Source organism: Plantibacter lichenum, assembly GCF_050587525.1.
Lineage (GTDB): Bacteria > Actinomycetota > Actinomycetes > Actinomycetales > Microbacteriaceae > Plantibacter.
This window is the reverse complement of the sequence record NZ_JBOBFT010000002.1, coordinates 215,252-234,421: the sequence shown is the minus strand read 5'-3', so window position 1 is coordinate 234,421 and position 19,170 is coordinate 215,252. Positions and strand designations below refer to the sequence as shown.

At 69.3% G+C, this 19,170-nt stretch carries 14 protein-coding genes; 9 read left to right on the top strand and 5 right to left on the bottom strand.

The window, feature by feature from the left end:
- Positions 1-34: 34 nt before the first annotated feature.
- Together ACQ3HB_RS04440 and gabT are read right to left on the bottom strand one after the other, a co-directional pair.
- The gene (locus ACQ3HB_RS04440) at positions 35-1,501 is read right to left on the bottom strand and encodes an NAD-dependent succinate-semialdehyde dehydrogenase (protein WP_430918117.1); all 1,467 of its coding nucleotides are present in this window, start codon (positions 1,499-1,501) and stop codon (positions 35-37) included.
- A 230-nt stretch (positions 1,502-1,731) separates the two neighbouring features.
- Positions 1,732-3,102, bottom strand: coding sequence for a 4-aminobutyrate--2-oxoglutarate transaminase (gene gabT / locus ACQ3HB_RS04435; RefSeq protein WP_430918115.1), 1,371 nt, complete (start codon positions 3,100-3,102; stop codon positions 1,732-1,734).
- 245 nt (positions 3,103-3,347) lie between these two features.
- Between gabT and ACQ3HB_RS04430 the strand changes: the two genes are divergently transcribed.
- The gene (locus ACQ3HB_RS04430; protein ID WP_430918113.1) at positions 3,348-5,027 is read left to right on the top strand and encodes a PucR family transcriptional regulator; all 1,680 of its coding nucleotides are present in this window, start codon (positions 3,348-3,350) and stop codon (positions 5,025-5,027) included.
- A 159-nt stretch (positions 5,028-5,186) separates the two neighbouring features.
- On the opposite strand, the gene ACQ3HB_RS04425 is transcribed toward ACQ3HB_RS04430, so the two are convergent.
- A complete protein-coding gene (locus ACQ3HB_RS04425) occupies positions 5,187-6,401 on the bottom strand; it encodes an alpha/beta hydrolase (protein ID WP_430918112.1) in 1,215 nt (404 codons plus the stop codon).
- 514 nt (positions 6,402-6,915) lie between these two features.
- Here ACQ3HB_RS04425 and ACQ3HB_RS04420 point away from each other — a divergent pair.
- The 6 genes from ACQ3HB_RS04420 (at position 6,916) to ACQ3HB_RS04395 (ending at position 14,800) form a co-directional block, all read left to right on the top strand.
- On the top strand, positions 6,916-7,851 hold the full coding sequence (locus ACQ3HB_RS04420) for a phosphate/phosphite/phosphonate ABC transporter substrate-binding protein (RefSeq protein WP_430918110.1): 936 nt from the start codon (positions 6,916-6,918) through the stop codon (positions 7,849-7,851).
- A 209-nt stretch (positions 7,852-8,060) separates the two neighbouring features.
- Positions 8,061-9,224 (top strand): phosphonate ABC transporter ATP-binding protein, encoded by a 1,164-nt coding sequence (gene phnC / locus ACQ3HB_RS04415; protein ID WP_430918108.1) that lies wholly within the window; start codon positions 8,061-8,063, stop codon positions 9,222-9,224.
- Positions 9,224-11,026, top strand: a complete 1,803-nt coding sequence (phnE, locus tag ACQ3HB_RS04410; protein ID WP_430918106.1) for a phosphonate ABC transporter, permease protein PhnE — start codon at positions 9,224-9,226, stop codon at positions 11,024-11,026. The genes phnC and phnE overlap by 1 nt, the downstream gene beginning before the upstream one ends.
- Complete coding sequence (locus ACQ3HB_RS04405; RefSeq protein ID WP_430918104.1) at positions 11,023-12,405, top strand: FAD-dependent oxidoreductase; 1,383 nt, start codon at positions 11,023-11,025, stop codon at positions 12,403-12,405. Before phnE ends, ACQ3HB_RS04405 begins: the two co-directional genes overlap by 4 nt.
- 57 nt (positions 12,406-12,462) lie before the next feature.
- Complete coding sequence (locus ACQ3HB_RS04400) at positions 12,463-13,530, top strand: HAD family hydrolase (protein WP_430918102.1); 1,068 nt, start codon at positions 12,463-12,465, stop codon at positions 13,528-13,530.
- A 115-nt stretch (positions 13,531-13,645) separates the two neighbouring features.
- On the top strand, positions 13,646-14,800 hold the full coding sequence (locus tag ACQ3HB_RS04395) for a zinc-binding dehydrogenase (protein WP_430918100.1): 1,155 nt from the start codon (positions 13,646-13,648) through the stop codon (positions 14,798-14,800).
- Between the two features lie 228 nt (positions 14,801-15,028).
- Here ACQ3HB_RS04395 and ACQ3HB_RS04390 read toward each other — a convergent pair whose 3' ends face one another.
- On the bottom strand, positions 15,029-15,916 hold the full coding sequence (locus ACQ3HB_RS04390; RefSeq protein WP_430918099.1) for a VOC family protein: 888 nt from the start codon (positions 15,914-15,916) through the stop codon (positions 15,029-15,031).
- A 270-nt stretch (positions 15,917-16,186) separates the two neighbouring features.
- Here ACQ3HB_RS04390 and ACQ3HB_RS04385 point away from each other — a divergent pair, with 270 nt between their 5' ends.
- Positions 16,187-16,909 (top strand): hypothetical protein, encoded by a 723-nt coding sequence (locus tag ACQ3HB_RS04385; RefSeq protein WP_430918097.1) that lies wholly within the window; start codon positions 16,187-16,189, stop codon positions 16,907-16,909.
- Positions 16,910-17,158: 249 nt separating this feature from the next.
- On the opposite strand, the gene ACQ3HB_RS04380 is transcribed toward ACQ3HB_RS04385, so the two are convergent.
- Positions 17,159-18,073 carry a phosphoribosylaminoimidazolesuccinocarboxamide synthase gene (locus ACQ3HB_RS04380; protein WP_430918096.1) on the bottom strand — a complete coding sequence of 305 codons (915 nt, stop codon included), beginning with the start codon at positions 18,071-18,073 and terminating at the stop codon, positions 17,159-17,161.
- 207 nt (positions 18,074-18,280) lie between these two features.
- Between ACQ3HB_RS04380 and ACQ3HB_RS04375 the strand changes: the two genes are divergently transcribed.
- Positions 18,281-19,033, top strand: coding sequence for a PadR family transcriptional regulator (locus ACQ3HB_RS04375; RefSeq protein ID WP_430918094.1), 753 nt, complete (start codon positions 18,281-18,283; stop codon positions 19,031-19,033).
- Positions 19,034-19,170: the final 137 nt, after the last annotated feature.

The following is a 19,170-nucleotide window of genomic DNA, read 5'->3' as shown; positions in this document are numbered from 1 at the left end:
CTTCTTGCACGAAAAGGGAGGTCTGGGGGAGCGGTCAGGGGTTCGGGGTCATCGTGTACTTCGTCGAGAGGTACTCGTGGATGCCCTCGAGCCCGCCCTCTCGGCCGATACCGGACTGCTTCACACCGCCGAACGGCGCAGCCGCGTTCGAGATGACACCGACGTTGAGGCCCATCATGCCCGTCTGCAACCGGTCGATCATGCGCTGACCGCGAGCGAGGTCCTTCGTGAAGACGTACGACACGAGGCCGTACTCGGTGTCGTTCGCGAGCCGCACCGCCTCGTCCTCGTCGGTGAAGGGGACGATCGCGAGCACGGGTCCGAAGATCTCCTCGCGGAGGATGTCGGAACCCTGAGCGACGCCCGTGACGACGGTGGGCTCGTAGAAGGTGCCTGCGCCGTCGATCGCCTTGCCGCCCGTGAGGACCTCGGCGCCTCTGGACACGGCGTCATCAACGAGGGTCTTCGCCTTCGCGACCGCTCGGTCATCGATCAGCGGCCCGATGGTGACGCCGTCCTCGGTGCCGCGACCGATGCGGAAGCCCCGCACCCGCTCCGTGACGCGCTTCGCGAACTCATCCGCGACGCTCGTGTGCACGATGAAGCGGTTGGCCGCCGTGCACGCCTGGCCGATGTTGCGGAACTTCGCAGCGATCGCCCCGTCGACGGCCTTGTCGAGGTCTGCGTCCTCGAAGACGACGAACGGGGCGTTGCCGCCGAGCTCCATCGAGGTGCGGAGGACGTTCTCGGCCGACTGCTGGATGAGCTTCTGGCCGACGGGCGTCGAACCCGTGAAGCTCAGCTTGCGGAGCCGCGGGTCCGCGATGATCGGGCTGGAGACCTTGCTCGACTCCGAGGTCGTGATGACGTTCACGACGCCCTTCGGCAGACCGGCGTCCTCGAGGAGCTTCACGAAGTAGAGGGTCGTGAGCGGCGTCAGCTCCGCTGGCTTCACGACGACCGTGCAGCCGGCCGCGAGGGCGGGAGCGATCTTGCGCGTCGCCATCGCGAGCGGGAAGTTCCACGGCGTGATGAGGAAGCACGGGCCGACGGGGTGCTGGGACACGATCATGCGACCGGTGCCCTCCGGGTTCGTGCCGTAGCGGCCGGAGATGCGCACGGCCTCCTCGGAGAACCAGCGGAGGAATTCGCCGCCGTAGGTGACCTCGCCGTTCGACTCGGCGAGCGGCTTGCCCATCTCGAGCGTCATGAGGAGGGCGAAGTCGTCGCGACGCTCCTGGAGGAGGTCGAAGGCCTTGCGGAGGATGTCGGATCGGGTGCGGGGCGGGGTCGCCGCCCACTCGTCCGCAACGGCGACGGCCGCATCGAGCGCGGCCTTGCCGTCGGCGACGCTCGCATCGGCGATCGTCTTGATGACCTCACCCGTGGACGGGTCGATCACGTCGAGCGTCCTGCCGCCCTCCGCATCGCGCCATTCGCCGCCGATGGAGAGGCCGGACGGCACCGTGGCGAGGAGTGCTGCTTCGCGGGGATCAGTCATGTGTTGCTCCTTCTGAGGTCGTGCGTGTGAGTCGTTGCGTTCGTGGGCCGGGTGGTGGTCCCGGTCTCGGCCACTGAGCTTGTCGGCCCGGTCACTGAGCTTGTCGAAGTGTTGCAGCCGATTCGCCCCTTCGACAAGCTCAGGGACCGGGGTTGCGTTCGCCCCTTCGACACGCTCAGTGACCGGACAGTGCTCAGGATCGGTGGCTCCGGGACCGGGGCGGAGCAGGCCTAGTTCGCGGCGAGGGACGCGAGGACGACGTCGAGGCCCTCCTCGAGGAGGTCGACGGGGATCGTGAGCGGCGGCAGGAAGCGGACGACGTTGCCATAGGTGCCGCACGTGAGGACGATGACGCCCTCCTGGTGCGACGCCTTCGCGACGGCGTTCGTGAGCGCGGCATCGGGTTCGCCGGTCTGCGGGTCGACGAACTCGACGGCCATCATCGCCCCGCGTCCGCGGATGTCGCCGATGCGCGGGTCGTTCTGCTGCGCGGCTTCGAACCTGGCGCGGATGCGCTCCTCGATGACGCGGGCGGAGGCCGCCAGGTCGTCCTCCTCGTAGGTCTCGATCGCGGCGAGGGCTGCGACGCACGCGAGCGGGTTGCCGCCGTAGGTGCCGCCGAGGCCGCCCGTGTGCGGGGCGTCCATGATCTCGGCACGGCCCGTGACCGCGGAGAGCGGCAGGCCGCCGGCGATGCCCTTCGCCGTGATGATGACATCGGGGACGATGCCGAACAGCTCGGAGGCGAACATCGCGCCGGTGCGGGCGAAGCCGGTCTGGACCTCATCGGCGATGAACACGACGTCGTTCGCGCGCGCCCACTCGAGGAGGGTGGGGAGGAAGCCGTCGGCGGGGACGATGAAGCCGCCCTCTCCCTGAATCGGTTCGATGATGATCGCGGCGAGGTTGTCGGCGCCGATCTGCTTCTCGATCTGCGTGATCGCGCGCTTCGCTGCCTCCGGACCGGTCAGGCCGCCGTCGCGGAACGGGTACGAGAGTGGAGCACGGTAGACCTCGGAGGCGAACGGCCCGAAGCCGCTCTTGTACGGCATCGACTTCGCGGTGAGCGCCATCGTGAGGTTCGTCCGGCCGTGGTAGGCGTGGTCGAATGCGACGACGGCCTGCTTCTTCGTGTGACTGCGGGCGATCTTCACGGCGTTCTCGACGGCTTCGGCGCCGGAGTTGAAGAGGGCCGTGCGCTTCTCGTGGTCGCCGGGGGTGAGACGGTTGAGCGCTTCGGCGACGCCGACGTAGGAGTCGTACGGCGTGATCGTGAAGCACGTGTGGGTGAACTCGTTGAGCTGCCGGGTGACCGCCTCGACGACGCGCGGGTTGCTGTTGCCGACGCCGGTCACGGCGATGCCGGAGCCGAGGTCGATGAGGGAGTTGCCGTCGACGTCGACGAGGACGCCGCCGCCGGCCGCAGCCGCGAACACGGGCATCGTGGTTCCGACGCCAGAGGCGACGGCCGCGTGCTTGCGGGCCATGCGCTCCACGGAGAGCGGGCCGGGGATCGCGGTGACGAGGCGGCGTTCCTGGGGGAGGCCCGGGCCGCCGGTCGGCGTGGTCGCGATGCTGTCAGGCGTGTCGATGATCGTCATCGATGCTCCGTTCCTCTGGGGTGCTCGTGTGTGGTCTGGGTGCCGGTCGTCGTGTCGGCCGGGCGTGTGTGCGATGCCGACGCCACGTCATCGCAGTCGTCGTCGGTTCGAGGTGCGAGCCCGTGCGACGACTCCGGCGCGCGTTGCAGCCATGCTAGACAGCGTCGGGCGGCGAACGCAGTGCCACTTTGTCGATATCAACATCACTGTTTCGACAAACTGGCAGATCGTCATAGACTCGCGACGTGCCGCCCTCCCTCCGTGCCCTGCTCGACCATCGCGAACTCGACCTCCGACTCATCGTCGGCGGAGCACCGGGTGCGGTCGATGCACCCGTCACCTGGGTGTCCGGATCCGACCTGCCAGATCCGACGCCGTTCCTCGTCGACGAACAGGTGCTCCTGACGACGGGCACCTGGTTGTCCGGCGCGGGCCCGGCCGAGGTGACGGCGTACGTCGAACGACTCCTCGCCGCCGGCGTGACCGGCCTCGGGTTCGGCACCGAAGTAGTCACGTCCGGAACGCCCGACGCGCTCATCGAGGCCTGCGCCGAGGAGGGACTGCCGCTCTTCGAAGTGCCGTACAGGACGCCGTTCATCGCTGTCATCCGGTACGCGGCCGATCTCATCGCCGAAGCCGAGCGGGCCAGGGACACGTGGGCCATCAACGCGCAACGAGCCATCTCGTTCGCCGCGCTCCGGCCCGATGCGACGCCGTCGATCCTCGCGGAACTATCCAGGCAGCTCGGACGGTGGGTCGCGCTCTTCGACGCTCGCGGCGGTCTCGCCGGGGTGCACGGGGTCGGGAGCGGGGAGGCTGGCGGGGGAGACCTGCTCGCGAGGACCGGGGCCGAGGCGCTGCGGCTCCTGCAGCGCGGACAGCGGTCGAGCGCGACGATCACGACCGAGTCCGAGACGGTCTCCCTCCAGACGCTCGGGCGGCGGGGCGATCTGCGCGGTGTGCTCGCGATCGGGGGCATCGGCGGCCTCGACGGTGCTGCGCAGACCGTGGTGACGTCGGTCGTGGCGCTCGCCGGCCTCGCGCTCGAACAGGGCCGTGCGCTCTCCCGAGCGACCGGCACATTGCGATCCGGTCTCCTCACAGCGCTGCTCGACGGCGAGGTCGCGCTCGTTCGCAACGTCGCTCGGCAGCTCGGGACGCCGCTCCCCGTCGAACCGGTGCGGGTCGCCGTCTGGACGGTGTCGGGCGGTGCGCGTGACGTCCTGCTCGCCGACCTCGAAGGGCTGCGCGAGCGGCGCCCGGGGCTTGTGTTCTCAGCCGTCCACCGCGGCGATGTCGTCGCGTGTCTGCCGGCCGACATCGCGTACGACCTCGCGCTCGAGATCGTCGGTGCGCACGGTGACCCGGCGGGCGGCGATGATGCAATGGGTGCGGGTGCGGGTGCGGGTGCGGGTGCGGGTGCGGGTGCGGGTGTGAGTGCGAGCGCGGGCTCAGACGCGAGCGCGGCTGCCGGGGCCAGTGCGTCCGCCGATCGGAGCGCCGCGGACCGGCTGCACGCGGGCCTGTCCGATCCCGTTCCGCACGCGGAGATCGCGGCCGGTGTCGAGCAGGCGCGACTCGCCCTGGATCAGCGTTCCGGCGATGAGGTGTCGGTGACGCGGTTCAGTGATCTCGCCGTCGGCGGGGTGCTCGGGCTCTTCGATGCCCCGCAGTTGGAGGCCGTCGCTCGAGCCGTCCTGCAACCGGTGCTCGACGTCGATCGCGCCGAGGGTTCGCATCTCCTGGAGAGCGTTTCCGTGTGGTTGTCGGCGAACGGACAGTGGGATCCGGCGGCGAAGCGGCTCGGCATCCATCGGCACACCCTGCGGTCCCGCATCACGCGTGTCGAGCAGCTCACGGGCCATCGGCTCGACGCGTTCGAGGCCCGCACCAATCTCTGGCTCGCCATCCGCTCCCTCCCCTGACCGCCCTGTCCCTACTCGCCGCGCGGTTGCACAATTCAGGACCGTTTGCATCATTCAGGATGATTGACCGGCGTTTCGGCCGAGATCCTCCTGAATTGTGCGGATGTTCCTGAATTGTGAAAGCCCCAGGGGTGAGGGAGGCTGGCGAACGGGCGCCGGTCAGGGGTGGAGGGAGCGCAGGGCGGTGACGACGTCGGCGTGCCAACGGCGCGCGGCGGGGAGGACGCCCGTGAAGATCGACGCGTCGTGCGTCACGCCGAGGTACTGGGTCGCGCTCGCGTCGACACCGGCTGCCCGGAGCGCCGCCGTGTACGCCGCACCGTCGCCTCTCAGCGGATCGAACTCGGCCGTCAGGATCACCGCGGGCGGCAATCCGACATGCGACGCGGCGAGCAGCGGCGACGCATGCGGGTCCTTCGCCTGCGACCGCGACGGCAGGTATGTCTTCGCGACCGACCGCATCTCCCGGATCGCGAGAATGCTCGGCACATGCATCGCCCGCACCGGCTTCAGATCGATGTGCTTCCCCGTGAGATCGACGACCGGCACTTCCAATACCTGCAGTGCGATCGGCAGCGCGTCCCGTTCGCGGTTCACGATCGTGACTGCCGCGGCGATGTTCGCGCCGGCCGAGATCCCGGCGACGGCGATGCGGGTCGGATCGACACCGAGGGACTCCGCCTCCGCGAACAGCCAGACGAGCGCCGCGAAGGACTGCTCGACCTGTGTCGGGTAGCGGTGCTCGGGCGCGAGGGCGTAGTCGACGGCGACGATCGCGACTCCCGCGTCGGCAGCACGTCGGCGGAACGCCGCATCGGTCGTCGGATAGTCGATGCCGCCGATGCGGAACGCGCCGCCGAAGAAGGAGAGGACGCCGGGAACAGGATGCTCCGTCGTGACCTCCGTGCCCGGGTAGTAGATGCGCACGCGGACGTCGGGGAACCGGTCGACGGGCACCGTGTGCTCGACGGTGAGGACGCGAGGACCCGGCGTCCCGATGGTCTGCAGCTCCTTCTTGTCCCAGTTGAGCGCGGCTTTCCGATGCGAGGCGCGCGTCTTCTTCTTGCGCGGCGCCTTCGGCGTGTTCGCGGGGACGGTCGGTTTCGGGGCCCGGGCCGATGTCGCGGGGCCGGCCGGGTCGGCCGTCGCGCCGGTCCCGCCGACGGGTGCCGGACCAGATCCGGTCGCCGACTGCAGCGATGTCGCTGATTTCGTCGATTCTGTCGATTTCGTCGGCTTCGCGGCTGCGGTCTGGGCGGCCTGCGCGCCACCGCGAGGGTGCAGCAGGAACGCCTTGGCCTGCTCGAGTGCCGTCGAGATGAGGTACTTGCGATGCGTGCGGAGACGCTCGGAGAAGATCGGGTCGAGAGGCACGGCGCTCACCTTCCTGGTGCGGTCGGCCGGCTGCGGTCGACGATCCCAGCAGTCTAGGCGTGACTGCGCCGGTGCCTGCCGCACGAGGGCAGGAGGAGTGCGCGAGAGCAGGACGGATCGTGGTGATGCGTCCTGCTGTCGCGCGGCTCTCCTGCTGTGGGGTCCTTCGACAGGCTCAGGGACCGGGGTGGGGCCCTTCGACAGGCTCAGGGACCGGGGTGGGGCCCTTCGACAGGCTCAGGGACCGGTTCTGCTCGGGGACCGGGTCCGGGAGCGGCATCTGATATTCGCGTCGGTCAGCTGTCGGCAGCACTTCACCGGCCGTTCACCGGGATGCCCCGCCCCGTTCGGGTGGCGCTCGTAGCGTCTGACAACGTACGCAGCAGCACGGCTCGAGCACCGCGTCGCCGAGCAGGATCGCAGCGCACAGGCACCTCTCCTCGCACCTCACAGCAGCGCCCAACGGCATCCGGCGATGGGCGACACGGTTCTTCCGAAAGGGACGTTCACCACCATGAAGCTCTCCATCACCCGCACCCTGGCACTCGGTGCGGCGGCCTTCCTCGCACTCGGCCTCGCCGCTTGTTCGAGCGCATCCGCATCGACCGACGGCTCGAGCGACAGCGCGGGCTCCGGCGCCGGTACGTTCGCCGTCGACGACCAGACGCTCGTCTTCGGCGTCGTCCCCGACAGCGTCAGCACGCAGACGAACTACCAGCCGCTCATGGATTACATCGCCAAGGAGACCGGCAAGAAGGTCGAATACCACGAGTCGACCGACTACGCCGCCCTCATCGAGGCAGCCGTCGCCGGCAAGATCGACGTCGCCTCGTTCTCCGGCTTCACCTACGTCACCGCCGTCAACAACGGCGCCAAGATCACCCCGATCTCCTCCATCGTCACCAAGCAGGGCCAGGAGCCCGGCTACTACTCCGAGGCGATCGTCCCGAAGTCGTCGAGCATCACGAAGCTCGAAGAATTCAAGGGCAAGAAGGTCTGCTTCGTCGACCCGTCGTCGACCTCCGGCTACCTCTTCCCCAGCTACAACCTCCTGAACGCCGGCATCGACCCCGAGAAGGACGTCACCCCGGTCTTCGCCGGCAAGCACGACGTCTCGGTCACCAAGACCGGTGAGGGCGTTGAGTGCGAGGCTGGCTTCGCCGAGGACTCCGAAGTCGCCAAGAGCGACAAGGTGAAGGTCATCGACAAGACGATGGTCCCCGGAGCGCCGATCGTGGTCTCCGACACCCTCCCGAAGGACGTCCGCGAGACGCTCACCAAGACGCTCGGCGAGGTGACGATCGACCAGATCATCAAGGCCGGCATCAAGGGTGCAGACAGCGATGCGTTCCGCGCCACGTTCTATGCGACCTCGCCCGTGGACGACAAGTACTACGACACGATCCGCGACATCTGCAAGAAGACCAACGCGAAGCAGTGCCAGGGCTAGTCCCTCATCTGCACTTCGACAGGCTCAGTGACCGGGCCCAGGCTCAGTGACCGGGCCCAGGCTCAGTGACCGGGTTCGGTCCCAGTGACCGGGTTCGGTCTCAGTGACCGGGACTCGGTCCCTGAGCCTGTCGAAGGGCGGCGGCCTCCGATCCAGGGCCGCCCCGCATCACCACACAGCCTCATCCGATGACCGGAAGGACCGATGACATGACCGTCACCGACCAGCAGCACAGCGACACCGCCGCGCGAGCCGGCGGTTCTCCGGTGATCGCGCTGCGCTCCGTCACGAAGCGCTTCGACAGCACCGTCGCACTGCGGAACGTGAGCCTCGAGATCGGGCGCGGCGAGATCGTCGTCCTCCTCGGCCTCTCCGGCTCAGGCAAGTCCACGCTCCTCCGCCACCTCGACGGGCTCGAGCTCCCGACCTCCGGCCAGGTGACCGTCCTCGGCGACGACGTCCCCGCCCTCGGCAGCCGCGACCTCCGCCGTCTGCGCGCGAAGGTCGGCTTCGTCTTCCAGCAGTTCGAACTCGTCCCCTCCCTCACCGTTCTCGAGAACGTGCTCACGGGATCGCTCGCCACCGTCCGCGGGCCACGGCTCGGCATCATCGGCTACGGTCGCACCCTCCGGCTCAAAGCGCTCCGTCACCTCGACCGCGTCGGCCTCCTCGAGCGCGCCTACCAGCGCGCAGACACGCTCTCCGGCGGCCAGCAGCAGCGCGTCGCCATCGCCCGCGCGCTCATGCAGGACCCGGACATCCTCCTCGCCGACGAGCCCGTCGCATCCCTCGACCCGGAGTCGAGCGACCAGGTCATGGCGCTCATCCGCGAGATCGCGATGGACAGCGGACTCACGGTCGTCTGCAGCCTCCATCAGGTGGACCTCGCGCTGTCCTGGGGCGATCGCATCGTCGGCCTCCGCCACGGCGAGGTCGTCCTCGACACCCCCACGGAAGGCCTCGGCAAAGCGGAGGTCATGGAGATCTACGGTCGCGTCGCCACGACGACGCGCGAACTGCAGGCCATTCAGAACGAGCTCGGGATCGACGAACTGCTCGGCGACCCGGACGACGACCTCCGCGAGATCCTCGGCATCGAGGACCGCGCCGGAGAGGACGAACTCCCGCGCGACGAGGACGCCGCCTGGGACGTCGATTCGGATGACGAGGCCCGCGACTGGAACGCGGGAACGGCGAGTCGGAATGCGGGTGCGACGGCACGCACTTCGACAGGCTCAGTGACCGGGTCAGCGACCGGGAGGGGCACTTCGACAGGCTCAGTGACCGGGAGCGGCTCAGTGACCGGGAGCGGCTCAGCGACCGGGAGCGGCTCAGCGCCCGAGGCCGGCACCGAGCGGGACGGCGTCAGCTGATGGCCGTCACCCTCGCGCCCACCCGCCGGCCCGGCTCGGAACGCCCCGAGCCGGCTGCCGACGACGACCTCGCGGGCCGCGCACCGGCGAGGCGCATCTCCGCCCAGACCGTCGCGGCATCGCTCACTCTCATCGCGCTCCTCGGCTTCTCCGTGTACTCGCTCGTCTCGGTGAACATCTCGATCCCGAAGATGATCGCGAGTTGGGGCAACGCCGTCAACTTCGTGAACCGCGTCGGCACGATCACCTTCCCCCCGATCGGCGAGCTCATCGGCCTGACCGCGCTCACCCTCGGCATCGTGATCACCGGCACCGTCCTCGCCGCGATCCTGTCCGTGCCCGTCGCCTACCTGTCGGCCGCCAACACGACGCCCGGCCAGTTCTGGCGGGGTCTCGGCCGCTTCATCGGCGTCTTCACCCGCGCGGTCCCCGACGTCGTCATCGCGATGATCCTCGTCCTCATGTTCTCCCTCGGCTCGCTCCCCGGCATCATCGCGATCGGCATCCACTCCACCGGCATGATCTCGAAGCTCTTCGCCGATGCGATCGAGCAGATCGATGAGGGACCGCGCCTCGCGATCCGCGCGGCCGGCGGGTCGAAGCTGCAGGAGTTCACGAGCGGCGTCCTCCCGCAGGTGCTGCCGTCGTGGGTCGCGACCGTCCTGCACCGTGGAGACATCAACCTGCGGGGGTCGGTCCTCCTCGGCTACGTCGGTGTGGCCGGGCTCGGGAGGGAACTGTCGCTCGCGTTCAAATCGCTCGACTACTCCCTCGGCATCGGGCTCGCCCTCGTCATCTTCGCGCTGTGCGTGGTCATGGAGATCGTGTCGAGCGCGGTGCGGAAGACGATGCTGGGGATCGCGCCGACGGGGCGCGGCCTCGGCGATCGTGTGGTGCGGGGGATCGGGAACCGGGCGAGGCGAGGCGCTGCGCCGGGCTCAGCGACCGGGGTCGGCGCTGCGACGGGCTCAGCGACCGCCGCGACCGCGACCGCGGCCGACGCGGATCGGATCGCCGCCGCTGCTCGACGCCCGTGGACGAGTGCGCGCGTACGTGGCACGGTGTCCGCGTGGGTCGCCGTCGCCGTGATCATCGGGGGCGTCGTCGTGTCCAACATCGTCTGGAGCGACTTCCTGACGTTCTGGGCGAAAGCGCCCGCGGTGCTCGCCAAACTGTGGCCGCCGTCGTTCGGCAACTATCTGCCGGAGCAGATGTTCGGTGCGATGCTCGAGACCATCACGATCGCCTTCGCCGCGACTCTCATCGCCCTCGTCGTCTCGATCGTCATCGGCTCGCTCGCGGCGCGCAACGTCGCCCCGACGCCCGCCGTCCGCACCACTTCGCGCTTCCTGCTCGTCGGGATCCGCGGCATCCCGGAGCTCATCCTCGCGATCCTCCTCATCGTCGTGACCGGCATGGGCGCTCAGGCGGGCGTCCTCGCGCTCGGGATCTGCGGCATCGGCCTCCTCGGCAAGCTCATCGCCGACTCCTTCGAAGAGGTTGCGGCGGGTCCGGAACGCGCCGTCCGCGCGGTCGGCGCGACGCGACTCCAGGTCTATGCCTCTGCCACGTTCCCGCAGGGCCTCAAAGCCCTCATCGGCCACACCTTCTACGCCGTCGACACCAACATCCGCGCCGCGACCATGCTCGGCATCGTGGGCGGCGGCGGCATCGGCTACTACCTCATCCAGGCGGACCAGGGCGGCAACTACGACCAGGTGACGGCGATCGTGCTCATGATCCTCGTCGTCGTGCTCGCGGTGGAGGGGCTCGCGATGTGGATGCGGCGGGTGTTCCGATGACCGCCGTGAGCGTGCCCGCGACGGTCGACGGGAGCATGACGGCTGCGGCGGCGGCCGCCGCATCGGGCGGCACGGCGGCGGGCGCGTTCGACGTCGCGATCGTCGGCTCCGGCATCGTCGGTCTGGGTGCTGCGCTGGCCGCTGCCGACAGGGGTCTGCGCGTCGTCGTGATCGACCGATCGGCCGAGGTGCAGGGTGCGACCGTCCGGAACTTCGGACACTTGTGCGTCACTCCGCAGGCCGGCTTCGCGAGAGCGCTCGGTGAACGGTCGCGGGAGATCTGGCTGCGTCTCGCCGCGGACGCCGACGTGTGGGTGCGGGAGAGCGGCACATTCGTCGTCGCCAGGCACGAGGACGAGCTCCGCGTCCTGCAGGAGTTCGCCGAGCGGACATCTGCCGCCAGTGGCTCCGCGATCCCGGCCACCCAGACCATCCAGGATCCACTGTTCTCACACAGAGGTGAGCGTCAGCCGCTGCGTGCGCTCGGCGAAGACCTCTTCCTGAAAACGGAGGATGAGCAGATCCGGATGCTGGACGCCGAGACCTTCCGCTCCATCGCGCCCGTCGCTCCCGCGTCGGTCGTGGGCGGCGCGTGGTTGCCGCGCGACCTGCAGGCGAACCCGCGGCAGGCGGCATCGGCCGTCCAGTCGCACCTGCGCTCCCGCGGCGTCGAGTTCCGAATGCGCACGGCGGTCACCGGGGTCCGCTCCGGCGCCGTCGAGACGACCCGCGGCAGCGTGACCGCCGGGACGGTCGTCGTGGCCGTGAACCACGACATCGACCAGCTGTATCCGGAGGTCGCTGAACGGCTGCAGATCCGGCGATGCGGCCTCGACATGATGCGGGTGCGCGGACGTCTGCGCGCGCCGTTGCATGCCCCCTTGCTCACCGGATGGTCGATGCTGCGCTACGGCGCGTTCGCGGAGCTGCCGTCGATCGGCGAGGTCCGCGAACGACTCACGAGGAGCGAACCAGGGCTCGCGGCGCTCGACCTCAACCTCATGACGACGCAGCTCCCGGACGGCAGCCTCATCGTGGGCGACACGCACTACCGCGGCGAGGCGGTCCCGCCGTTCCAGAGCGAGCACGCGTTCCAGGAGCTGCTGCGGGCGACGGGCGAACTCTTCGGCACGCGCGAGCTCCGCGTCATCGAGCGGTGGCAGGGGGTGTACGCGAGCGCGCCGCAGGACTTCCTCGTCGAGGAGCCGGAGCCGGGCGTGCACCTCGTCGCGGCGACCACCGGCATCGGTATGACGACGGGGCTCGCACTCGGCGAGCACGCCATCGACGCAGCCCACGGCGGTTCACAACTCAGGAGCGTCCCGGCGAGTCGCGCCGAGACACCGCATTCCCCGGCCGACACGCCGAATCGCTCCTGAGTTGTGAACACATCCACCGATGTCCGAACCGTCCGTCCCCTCCTCGAAAGGCACCTCATGACCACCATCGACACGACCGACACCGCCGGAACGACTGACGGCCTCCCGACCGAAGGGGCCGTCGAAGCCGAGCAGATCGTCGACGAACTCGCCGAACTCGACGACTTGGACGACGAACTGACCGCCATCAGCGATGAGGTGGACGAGGACGACGAACTCGTCCTCGAACTCGTGGTCCTCGACCTCGCCGGGACCACCGTCTCCGACGACGGCATCGTCGAAGAGGCGTTCCGCATCGCCGCAGCCGCGATCGGCCTCGATGACAGCGACGCCGACGGGTTCGACGACGAGGACGGGTTCGACGACAGCGCACTGGACGACGCCGATGACGCGGACGCCGAAGACGCCGACGCCGACGCCGATGACGCGGACGCCGGCGACGACTCGTCCAACCTCGCCGACACCGACGACGCCAGCGACGAGCGGGACGAACGCGACGAGGACGAGGACGACGAGACCGACGACGACGCTCGCGACGACGACTTCTCGGACGCTACCCCGACCCGCATCGACGAAGCCCTCGACTACGTCCGCCGCACCATGGGGCAGTCGAAGATCGACGTCTTCCGGGTGCTCACGGGCGGCGACGAGGAGCGGGCCCAGGCCGGCAACGTCGCGTTCGAAGAGGCCTATGCATCGCTCATCGCCGCCGGCCGCGTCGAGGAGATCCCCGGAGCATCCGACACGATCCGCCTCCTGCGCGAACTCGGCGTGACCGTCGTCCTCACGACCGGATTCGCCCCGGCGACCCGCGACGCGCTGCTTGAGAGCCTGGGCTGGACCGACATCGCCGACCTCGTCCTGTCGCCGTCCGACGCGGGCCGCGGCCGCCCCGCCCCCGACCTGCCGCTCACCGCGCTCATCCGCACGGGCGCGAGCTCGGTGGACACGATGGTCGTCGTCGGCGACACGGCGAGCGACATGCTCTCCGGTCTGAACGCCGGTGCCGGACTCGTCGTCGGCGTGCTCACGGGAGCGCACGACGAGAGCGTCCTGCTGGAGGCCGGCGCGGACGACGTCATCGCGAGCATCGCCGACCTGCCTGCGCTGCTCGGCCTCGACTGAACGTCCGCCGGCGCCCGCTCACCGAACGGCGGCCGCCACCCACCGCACCACTCGCACCGACGACAGCACTGACGACCGCACCGACGAAGGAACGACGGGGCAGGGACCGGGGATCATGCACACCACACTCACCGAACACGTCGGCAGCGACGTGCTCATCAAACCCTCACCGACCGCGATGGTCTGGCCGGGGCCCGGACACCCGCACCAGGCGATGGCCGTTCCCGGCGTGACCCTCGGCGCGGGAGACGTCCTCGTCGAGGTGGAGCTCGCCACGGTGTGCGGGTCCGACGTGCACACGGTCCTCGGGCGCCGCGATGCGGCGACACCGCTCGTCCTCGGTCACGAGCAGGTGGGTCGGGTCGTGGCGGTCGGGGGGCCTGTCACGGCCGTCGACGGCACCCTCCTCGTCGCAGGGATGCGGGTCGTGTGGTCGGTGATCGTGAGTTGCGGATCGTGTGATCGATGCGCCGCGGGACTCGAGCAGAAGTGCCGCCGCCTCGCGAAGTACGGTCACGACCGGGTGCACCGCGGCTGGGAGCTGAGCGGCGGGTTCGCGACGCATGTCGAGGTGCTGACCGGGACCGCGATCGTCGTCGTCAGCGAGACCCCGCCGGCGGAGGTGTTCGCGCCCGCGTCCTGCGCGACGGCGACAGCGGTCGCGGCACTCGACGCCGTCGGTCGTCCGCTCGCCGGGCAGGCCGTGTTCGTCACGGGGGCCGGGATGCTCGGCCTCACGGTCGCGGCGATCGCGACCGATGCTGGAGCGCGAGTGGTCGTGAGCGATCCCGATGCCGGACGCCGCGCCCTGGCGATGTCGTTCGGGGCGATCGCGACGGTCGATCCGACGGCGGTCGGTTCGGGTCCCGTCGGTGGTTCCGTCGGGCAGGCGTCGGTCGAAGCGGCGAAACTGGCGGCCGGCGTCGACGGCTTCCCCGTCGCGATCGAGATGTCGGGTGCCGGGGCCGGAGTGGATGCTGCGATCGGTTCCCTCGGCGTCGGCGGGACGGCCGTGCTCGTGGGCAGCGTGTTTCCGGGCGTTCCGCTCGCGATGGACGCGGAGCGCATCGTCCGGAACCTGTTGAGCGTGCGCGGCGTCCACAACTACCGGGCTGCTCATCTCGCCCGCGCCGTTGACTTCCTCACGGAGGCGTGGCGGCGGTACCCGTTCGCCGAGCTCGTGGGGGCCACCCTGCCGCTCGCCGAGGTCGACGCCGCGCTCGAACTCGCGGCCGCCGGTACGCACCCTCGGGTCGCGCTGCGTCCCTGAGCGTCCGTCCCGGTCGCTCCGCCCGGTCCCTGAGCCTGTCGAAGGGCATCGAGCACAACTCCTTCGATTCCGAGGTGTCGACATCGGCGATCCGCGGAATCCTGGGGATCTCGGATCGGCGACTGTTCGAATCGAAGGAGTTGTGCTCGATGGGACGGTGGCACTTGGGCGAGGTCGGCGGCCGGGTGCACTTCGACAGGCTCAGCGACCGGGTGCACTTCGACGGGCTCAGTGGTCGGAAGCGGCGACCACGTGCAGCGAGTTCAGCCACGGGTCCTCGACGCTCAGCGTCCTGCCGTCGTTGCGTGTCTGCAGACGGTGGTGCTTGAGCCGTTCCTCGAGCGCACCGAGGTCATCGGCCGTCGGCACCTGGATGTCGACGCGACCGAGCCCGAGCGCGGGCATCCGAGGGCCGGCTCCGCGGGAGTCCCACACGTTCATCGCCATGTGGTGGTGGTACCCGCCCGCCGAGACGAACAGGGCGCTCGAACCGAGGGCGACCGTCTGGTCGAAGCCGAGTGTGCCGACGTAGAAGTCGCGAGCGGATGCGACATCGCCCACCGACAGGTGCACGTGCCCGACGACCGCCGGGCCGGCCGGCGCGGCGAGATGCTCCTCGGTGAGGTGGGTCCGGAGGAACTCGTTGGGGTCGAGGTAGAGGGTCGCCATCTCGATCTGCCCGTGCACCCAACTCCACTCGGTGCGAGCCCGATCCCAGTAGAGCTCGACGCCGTTGCCCTCCGGGTCGGTGAAGTAGAACGCCTGGCTGACGAGATGGTCGGCGCTGCCCGTGAAGGTGCCAGGGGCGTGTGCGGCGACGGAGTTGAGGGCCGCGGCCAAGGCGCCCTGCGTGTCGAAGAGGATGGCCGTGTGGTACAGCCCGGCCGAGCCGGCGGAGGCGTGGCGCAGGGCAGGAGCGTGCTCCAGGATGACGATCGGCGTGGTGCCGCGGCCGAGGACGACGCTCTCGACGTCCGCACTCAGCACCTGGAGTGTGACGGCGTCGCGGTAGTACGCGGTCATCAGGTCCAGATCGCCGACGAGCAGCGTGACCGGGCCCATCGCCGTGTCGCCTGCCAGTTTGTCGAGCTGCGAGAGCTGCGGATCAGTATTCATGTGAATGGAAACCGATGTCGCCCCGTCGGCATTCCCAATTCCGATCGAGCGCGCCGCGGCATCGATTTCGCATGCTCACCTGAGCAACGGTGCGAGCGTTCGTGGGCCGTGCTGCGGAGTTTTGAACACCCCCGGACGGGTCGCACCTGAACGGAGGCGGATCGGATGTCCTCATTTCGGGGGACAAGGGTCCCGGGATCCCGGGAAATCCGCGACGAAACGACCCGTCGGCCCCGCCCGATCCGACACCTCCTGCGGTATCTTGAGGTCATGACGGTCACCGCGCGGCACCCCGGAGTGGTGCGAATCGGTGGCCGGTTGATGGTGGTCGATCCGTTCGCGGAACGAGGCGAGCTCACGGACGAGCAAGCGAACGTCCGTCGCCTCCGTCGGCGCCTCACGCTTCTCTTCGGTGGCTTCCTCGTGTTCGTCGCCCTCGTCATCGGCGGCCTCATCGGTGCATTCATCGACGCCGTCATCGCGCCGGGCAATGACATCGTCCTGTCCATGCCGATCGCCGACCCCGACTGGGTGCCCGGCGTCGACGTCATCGGCGCGATCGTGGCCGCACTGCTCACGGTCTTCCTGCTCATCACCCGTCAGGACCGACTCCGCCGACGTGACTCCCTGCGCGGCGGCCACCAGCCGTCGCGATGGGTCGACCCGCTCAACGACCACCTCATCGGGCTCGACGACGACGTCTCCTGGACGGGGCTCTGGACGCTCACCCGGATGTATGCGGCGGCCGAACGGGCCCAGCGCGAGTTCATCCGTGTCGGCGCGGCGCAGCCGGAGGTTGGCAGCGAGTGCGACCAGGTCGTCGCCGACGCACGATTCGCGGCGAACGACACGCGTGCGGCGCTCGAGAAGACCGCCGTGCAGATGGGCGTGCTCGTGCCGGAGGGGCCGTTGCCCGATGCGCAGGCCATCCTCGCCAACTCGGCTCGTCAACGCGGCCGCGCCACTCGCAAGAACCTCGCGACCGGCCTCTGACGCTTCGAGCTCGGTCCCTGAGCCTGCGTGCCCGGTCCCTGAGGCCGCACGCCCGGTCCCTGAGGCCGCACGTCCGGTCCCTGAGCCTGTCGAAGGGTGGAGTCAACGCACTTCGACAAGCTCAGTGACCGGTGGTGGGGTCGATGCACTTCGACGGGCTCGGTGACCGGTGGTGGGGTCGATGCACTTCGACAAGCTCAGTGACCGTGGTGCACTTCGACGGGCTCAGTGATCGGAGCCGGGGCGCGCTCAGCGCACTGGCGCGGTGAGCCGCTCGAGGAGTTCGCGGTAGCGGGCCGTCGTCTGCTCGACGATGTCGGCGGGGAGCGCCGGCGGCGTCTCGGAAGCCGACTGGTCCCAGTTCGCGGCCATCCAGTCGCGGACGATCTGCTTGTCGAAGCTCGCCATCCGTTCCTCCGGCGACCCGCCCGCGGCGTAGGTGACGGCATCCCAGTACCGGCTGGAATCGGCGGTGAGCACCTCGTCGGCGAGCGTGATGACACCCGTCTCGGGGTTCCGGCCGAACTCGAACTTCGTATCGGCGAGGATCACACCGCGGGCTTCTGCGATGGTCGACGCCGTCGCGTAGATCGAGAGCGACAGATCCTTGAGCGCGACCGCGTCGTCCTCGCCGATGAGTTCGATCATGCGGCTGAAGCTGATGTTCTCGTCGTGTTCGCCGAGCGGCGCCTTGTAAGCCGGTGTGAAGAGGGGCTCAGGGAGACGGTCGCCGTTGCGGAGTCCTGCGGGGAGGGGGATGCCGCACACGCTCTGGCTGGCGACGTACTCCTTCCAGCCGGAGCCGGTGAGGTAGCCGCGGACGACGCACTCGATCGGGAACATGTCGAGTTTCCGGACGAGCATCGCACGGCCGGAGAATTCGGCGGGGATGAGCTCGCGCACGGTGCCGTCTGCGGCCTGTTCGTGGTCGGCGACGAGGTGGTTGGGAACTGTCGCCAGCTGGTCGAACCACCACAGGCTGAGGGCGGTGAGGAGCTCACCCTTCCCCGGGATGCCGGGTTCGAGGACCTGGTCGAACGCGCTGACGCGGTCGCTCGCGACGACGAGCACCCGATCGGTCGTGCCCTCGGTGGGCGCGTACAGGTCGCGCACCTTGCCGGAGTAGGTGTGGGTCCAGCCGTTCGGTTCCGCAGATTCGCTCACCGCATCATTATCCCGCACCGCCGAAGGCCCGATGTCGCAGGCGCCGGGGACACGTGGTGCCGGGACGGGTGGGTGCGGCGGACGGTTGCGGCGAGCGATTCCACGAGGTATATTCCATGTGGAATAGTTCGAGCGGAACACATCCGGGATCCGATCAGGAGACCGGAACTCGACAGGCAGCGCGACAGGAATCAGGGAGGGAGACGCATGATGCACCCGAAACCCCTCGGTCCCCTCGGCGTCGCCGCCCTCGGCTTCCTCAACGAACGCCCCATGCACCCGTACGAGATGTACCAGCTCGCCGTGCTCCGCCAAGAGGTCCGCGTCGTCAAAGCGAGCGCCGGCTCCCTCTACCGTGCGGTGTACGCACTCGAACGCGACGGCTACGTCCGCGACGTCGGCACCGACCGCGACGGCGCCCGCCCAGAGCGCACGACCTTCGAGATCACCGATGCCGGACGCGACGCGCTCGCCGACCGCCTCGTCGAGATGCTCCGCACCCCGGTGGACGAGTTCCCCGAATTCGCCCTCGCGATCGCCGAAGCGCACAACCTCACTCGTGACCACGTCATGGACCTGTTGCGTGAGCGCCTCGTCGCCAAGCGACGCGATATCGCCGAGACCGAGGAGCGCGTCGCGGAGGTCGACTCGCGCAACGTGCCCCGCGTCTACTGGATGAACGTCGGCTACTCGCAGGCCATCGCCAACGCCGAGGTCGCCTGGATCGAGCAACTCCTCGGCGAACTCGAATCCGGATCACTGCCCTGGCACGACCCGGACCACCACCACTGCTCGATGTCGCACGTCCACGAACCGGACGACGCGCACCAGGCCCACGAATCGCACCTCCACGCATCCCACGTGCACGCGTCCCATATATCGGGAACTCCTGGGACTCCCGGAACGCCCGAACAGGAGACCGACCAGCGGCCTTCGCCGGTCACCCTGCCGAGCGGTTAGCCGCAGAGCAGCGCGTTCTCCCGGACTCGTCGGCCCGACCGACCCGTCCGTCCACCCCACTTCACCTCCCGCACCGGCGCGGAACACGCATCGCGTCCGCGCCAGCCCGCAGACCTCCGTCGCGGCGTCCCGCGGCG

Bases quoted from the DNA above. Each gene is read 5' to 3' on its own strand.
- ACQ3HB_RS04400 (WP_430918102.1), top strand. From the start codon at position 12,463: ATGACCACCATCGACACGACCGACACCGCCGGAACGACTGACGGCCTC.
- ACQ3HB_RS04420 (WP_430918110.1), top strand. From the start codon at position 6,916: ATGAAGCTCTCCATCACCCGCACCCTGGCACTCGGTGCGGCGGCCTTC.
- gabT (WP_430918115.1), bottom strand. From the start codon at position 3,102: ATGACGATCATCGACACGCCTGACAGCATCGCGACCACGCCGACCGGC.
- ACQ3HB_RS04440 (WP_430918117.1), bottom strand. From the start codon at position 1,501: ATGACTGATCCCCGCGAAGCAGCACTCCTCGCCACGGTGCCGTCCGGC.
- ACQ3HB_RS04375 (WP_430918094.1), top strand. From the start codon at position 18,281: ATGATGCACCCGAAACCCCTCGGTCCCCTCGGCGTCGCCGCCCTCGGC.
- ACQ3HB_RS04390 (WP_430918099.1), bottom strand. From the start codon at position 15,916: ATGAATACTGATCCGCAGCTCTCGCAGCTCGACAAACTGGCAGGCGAC.
- phnC (WP_430918108.1), top strand. From the start codon at position 8,061: ATGACCGTCACCGACCAGCAGCACAGCGACACCGCCGCGCGAGCCGGC.
- ACQ3HB_RS04385 (WP_430918097.1), top strand. From the start codon at position 16,187: ATGACGGTCACCGCGCGGCACCCCGGAGTGGTGCGAATCGGTGGCCGG.
- phnE (WP_430918106.1), top strand. From the start codon at position 9,224: ATGGCCGTCACCCTCGCGCCCACCCGCCGGCCCGGCTCGGAACGCCCC.
- ACQ3HB_RS04395 (WP_430918100.1), top strand. From the start codon at position 13,646: ATGCACACCACACTCACCGAACACGTCGGCAGCGACGTGCTCATCAAA.
- ACQ3HB_RS04405 (WP_430918104.1), top strand. From the start codon at position 11,023: ATGACCGCCGTGAGCGTGCCCGCGACGGTCGACGGGAGCATGACGGCT.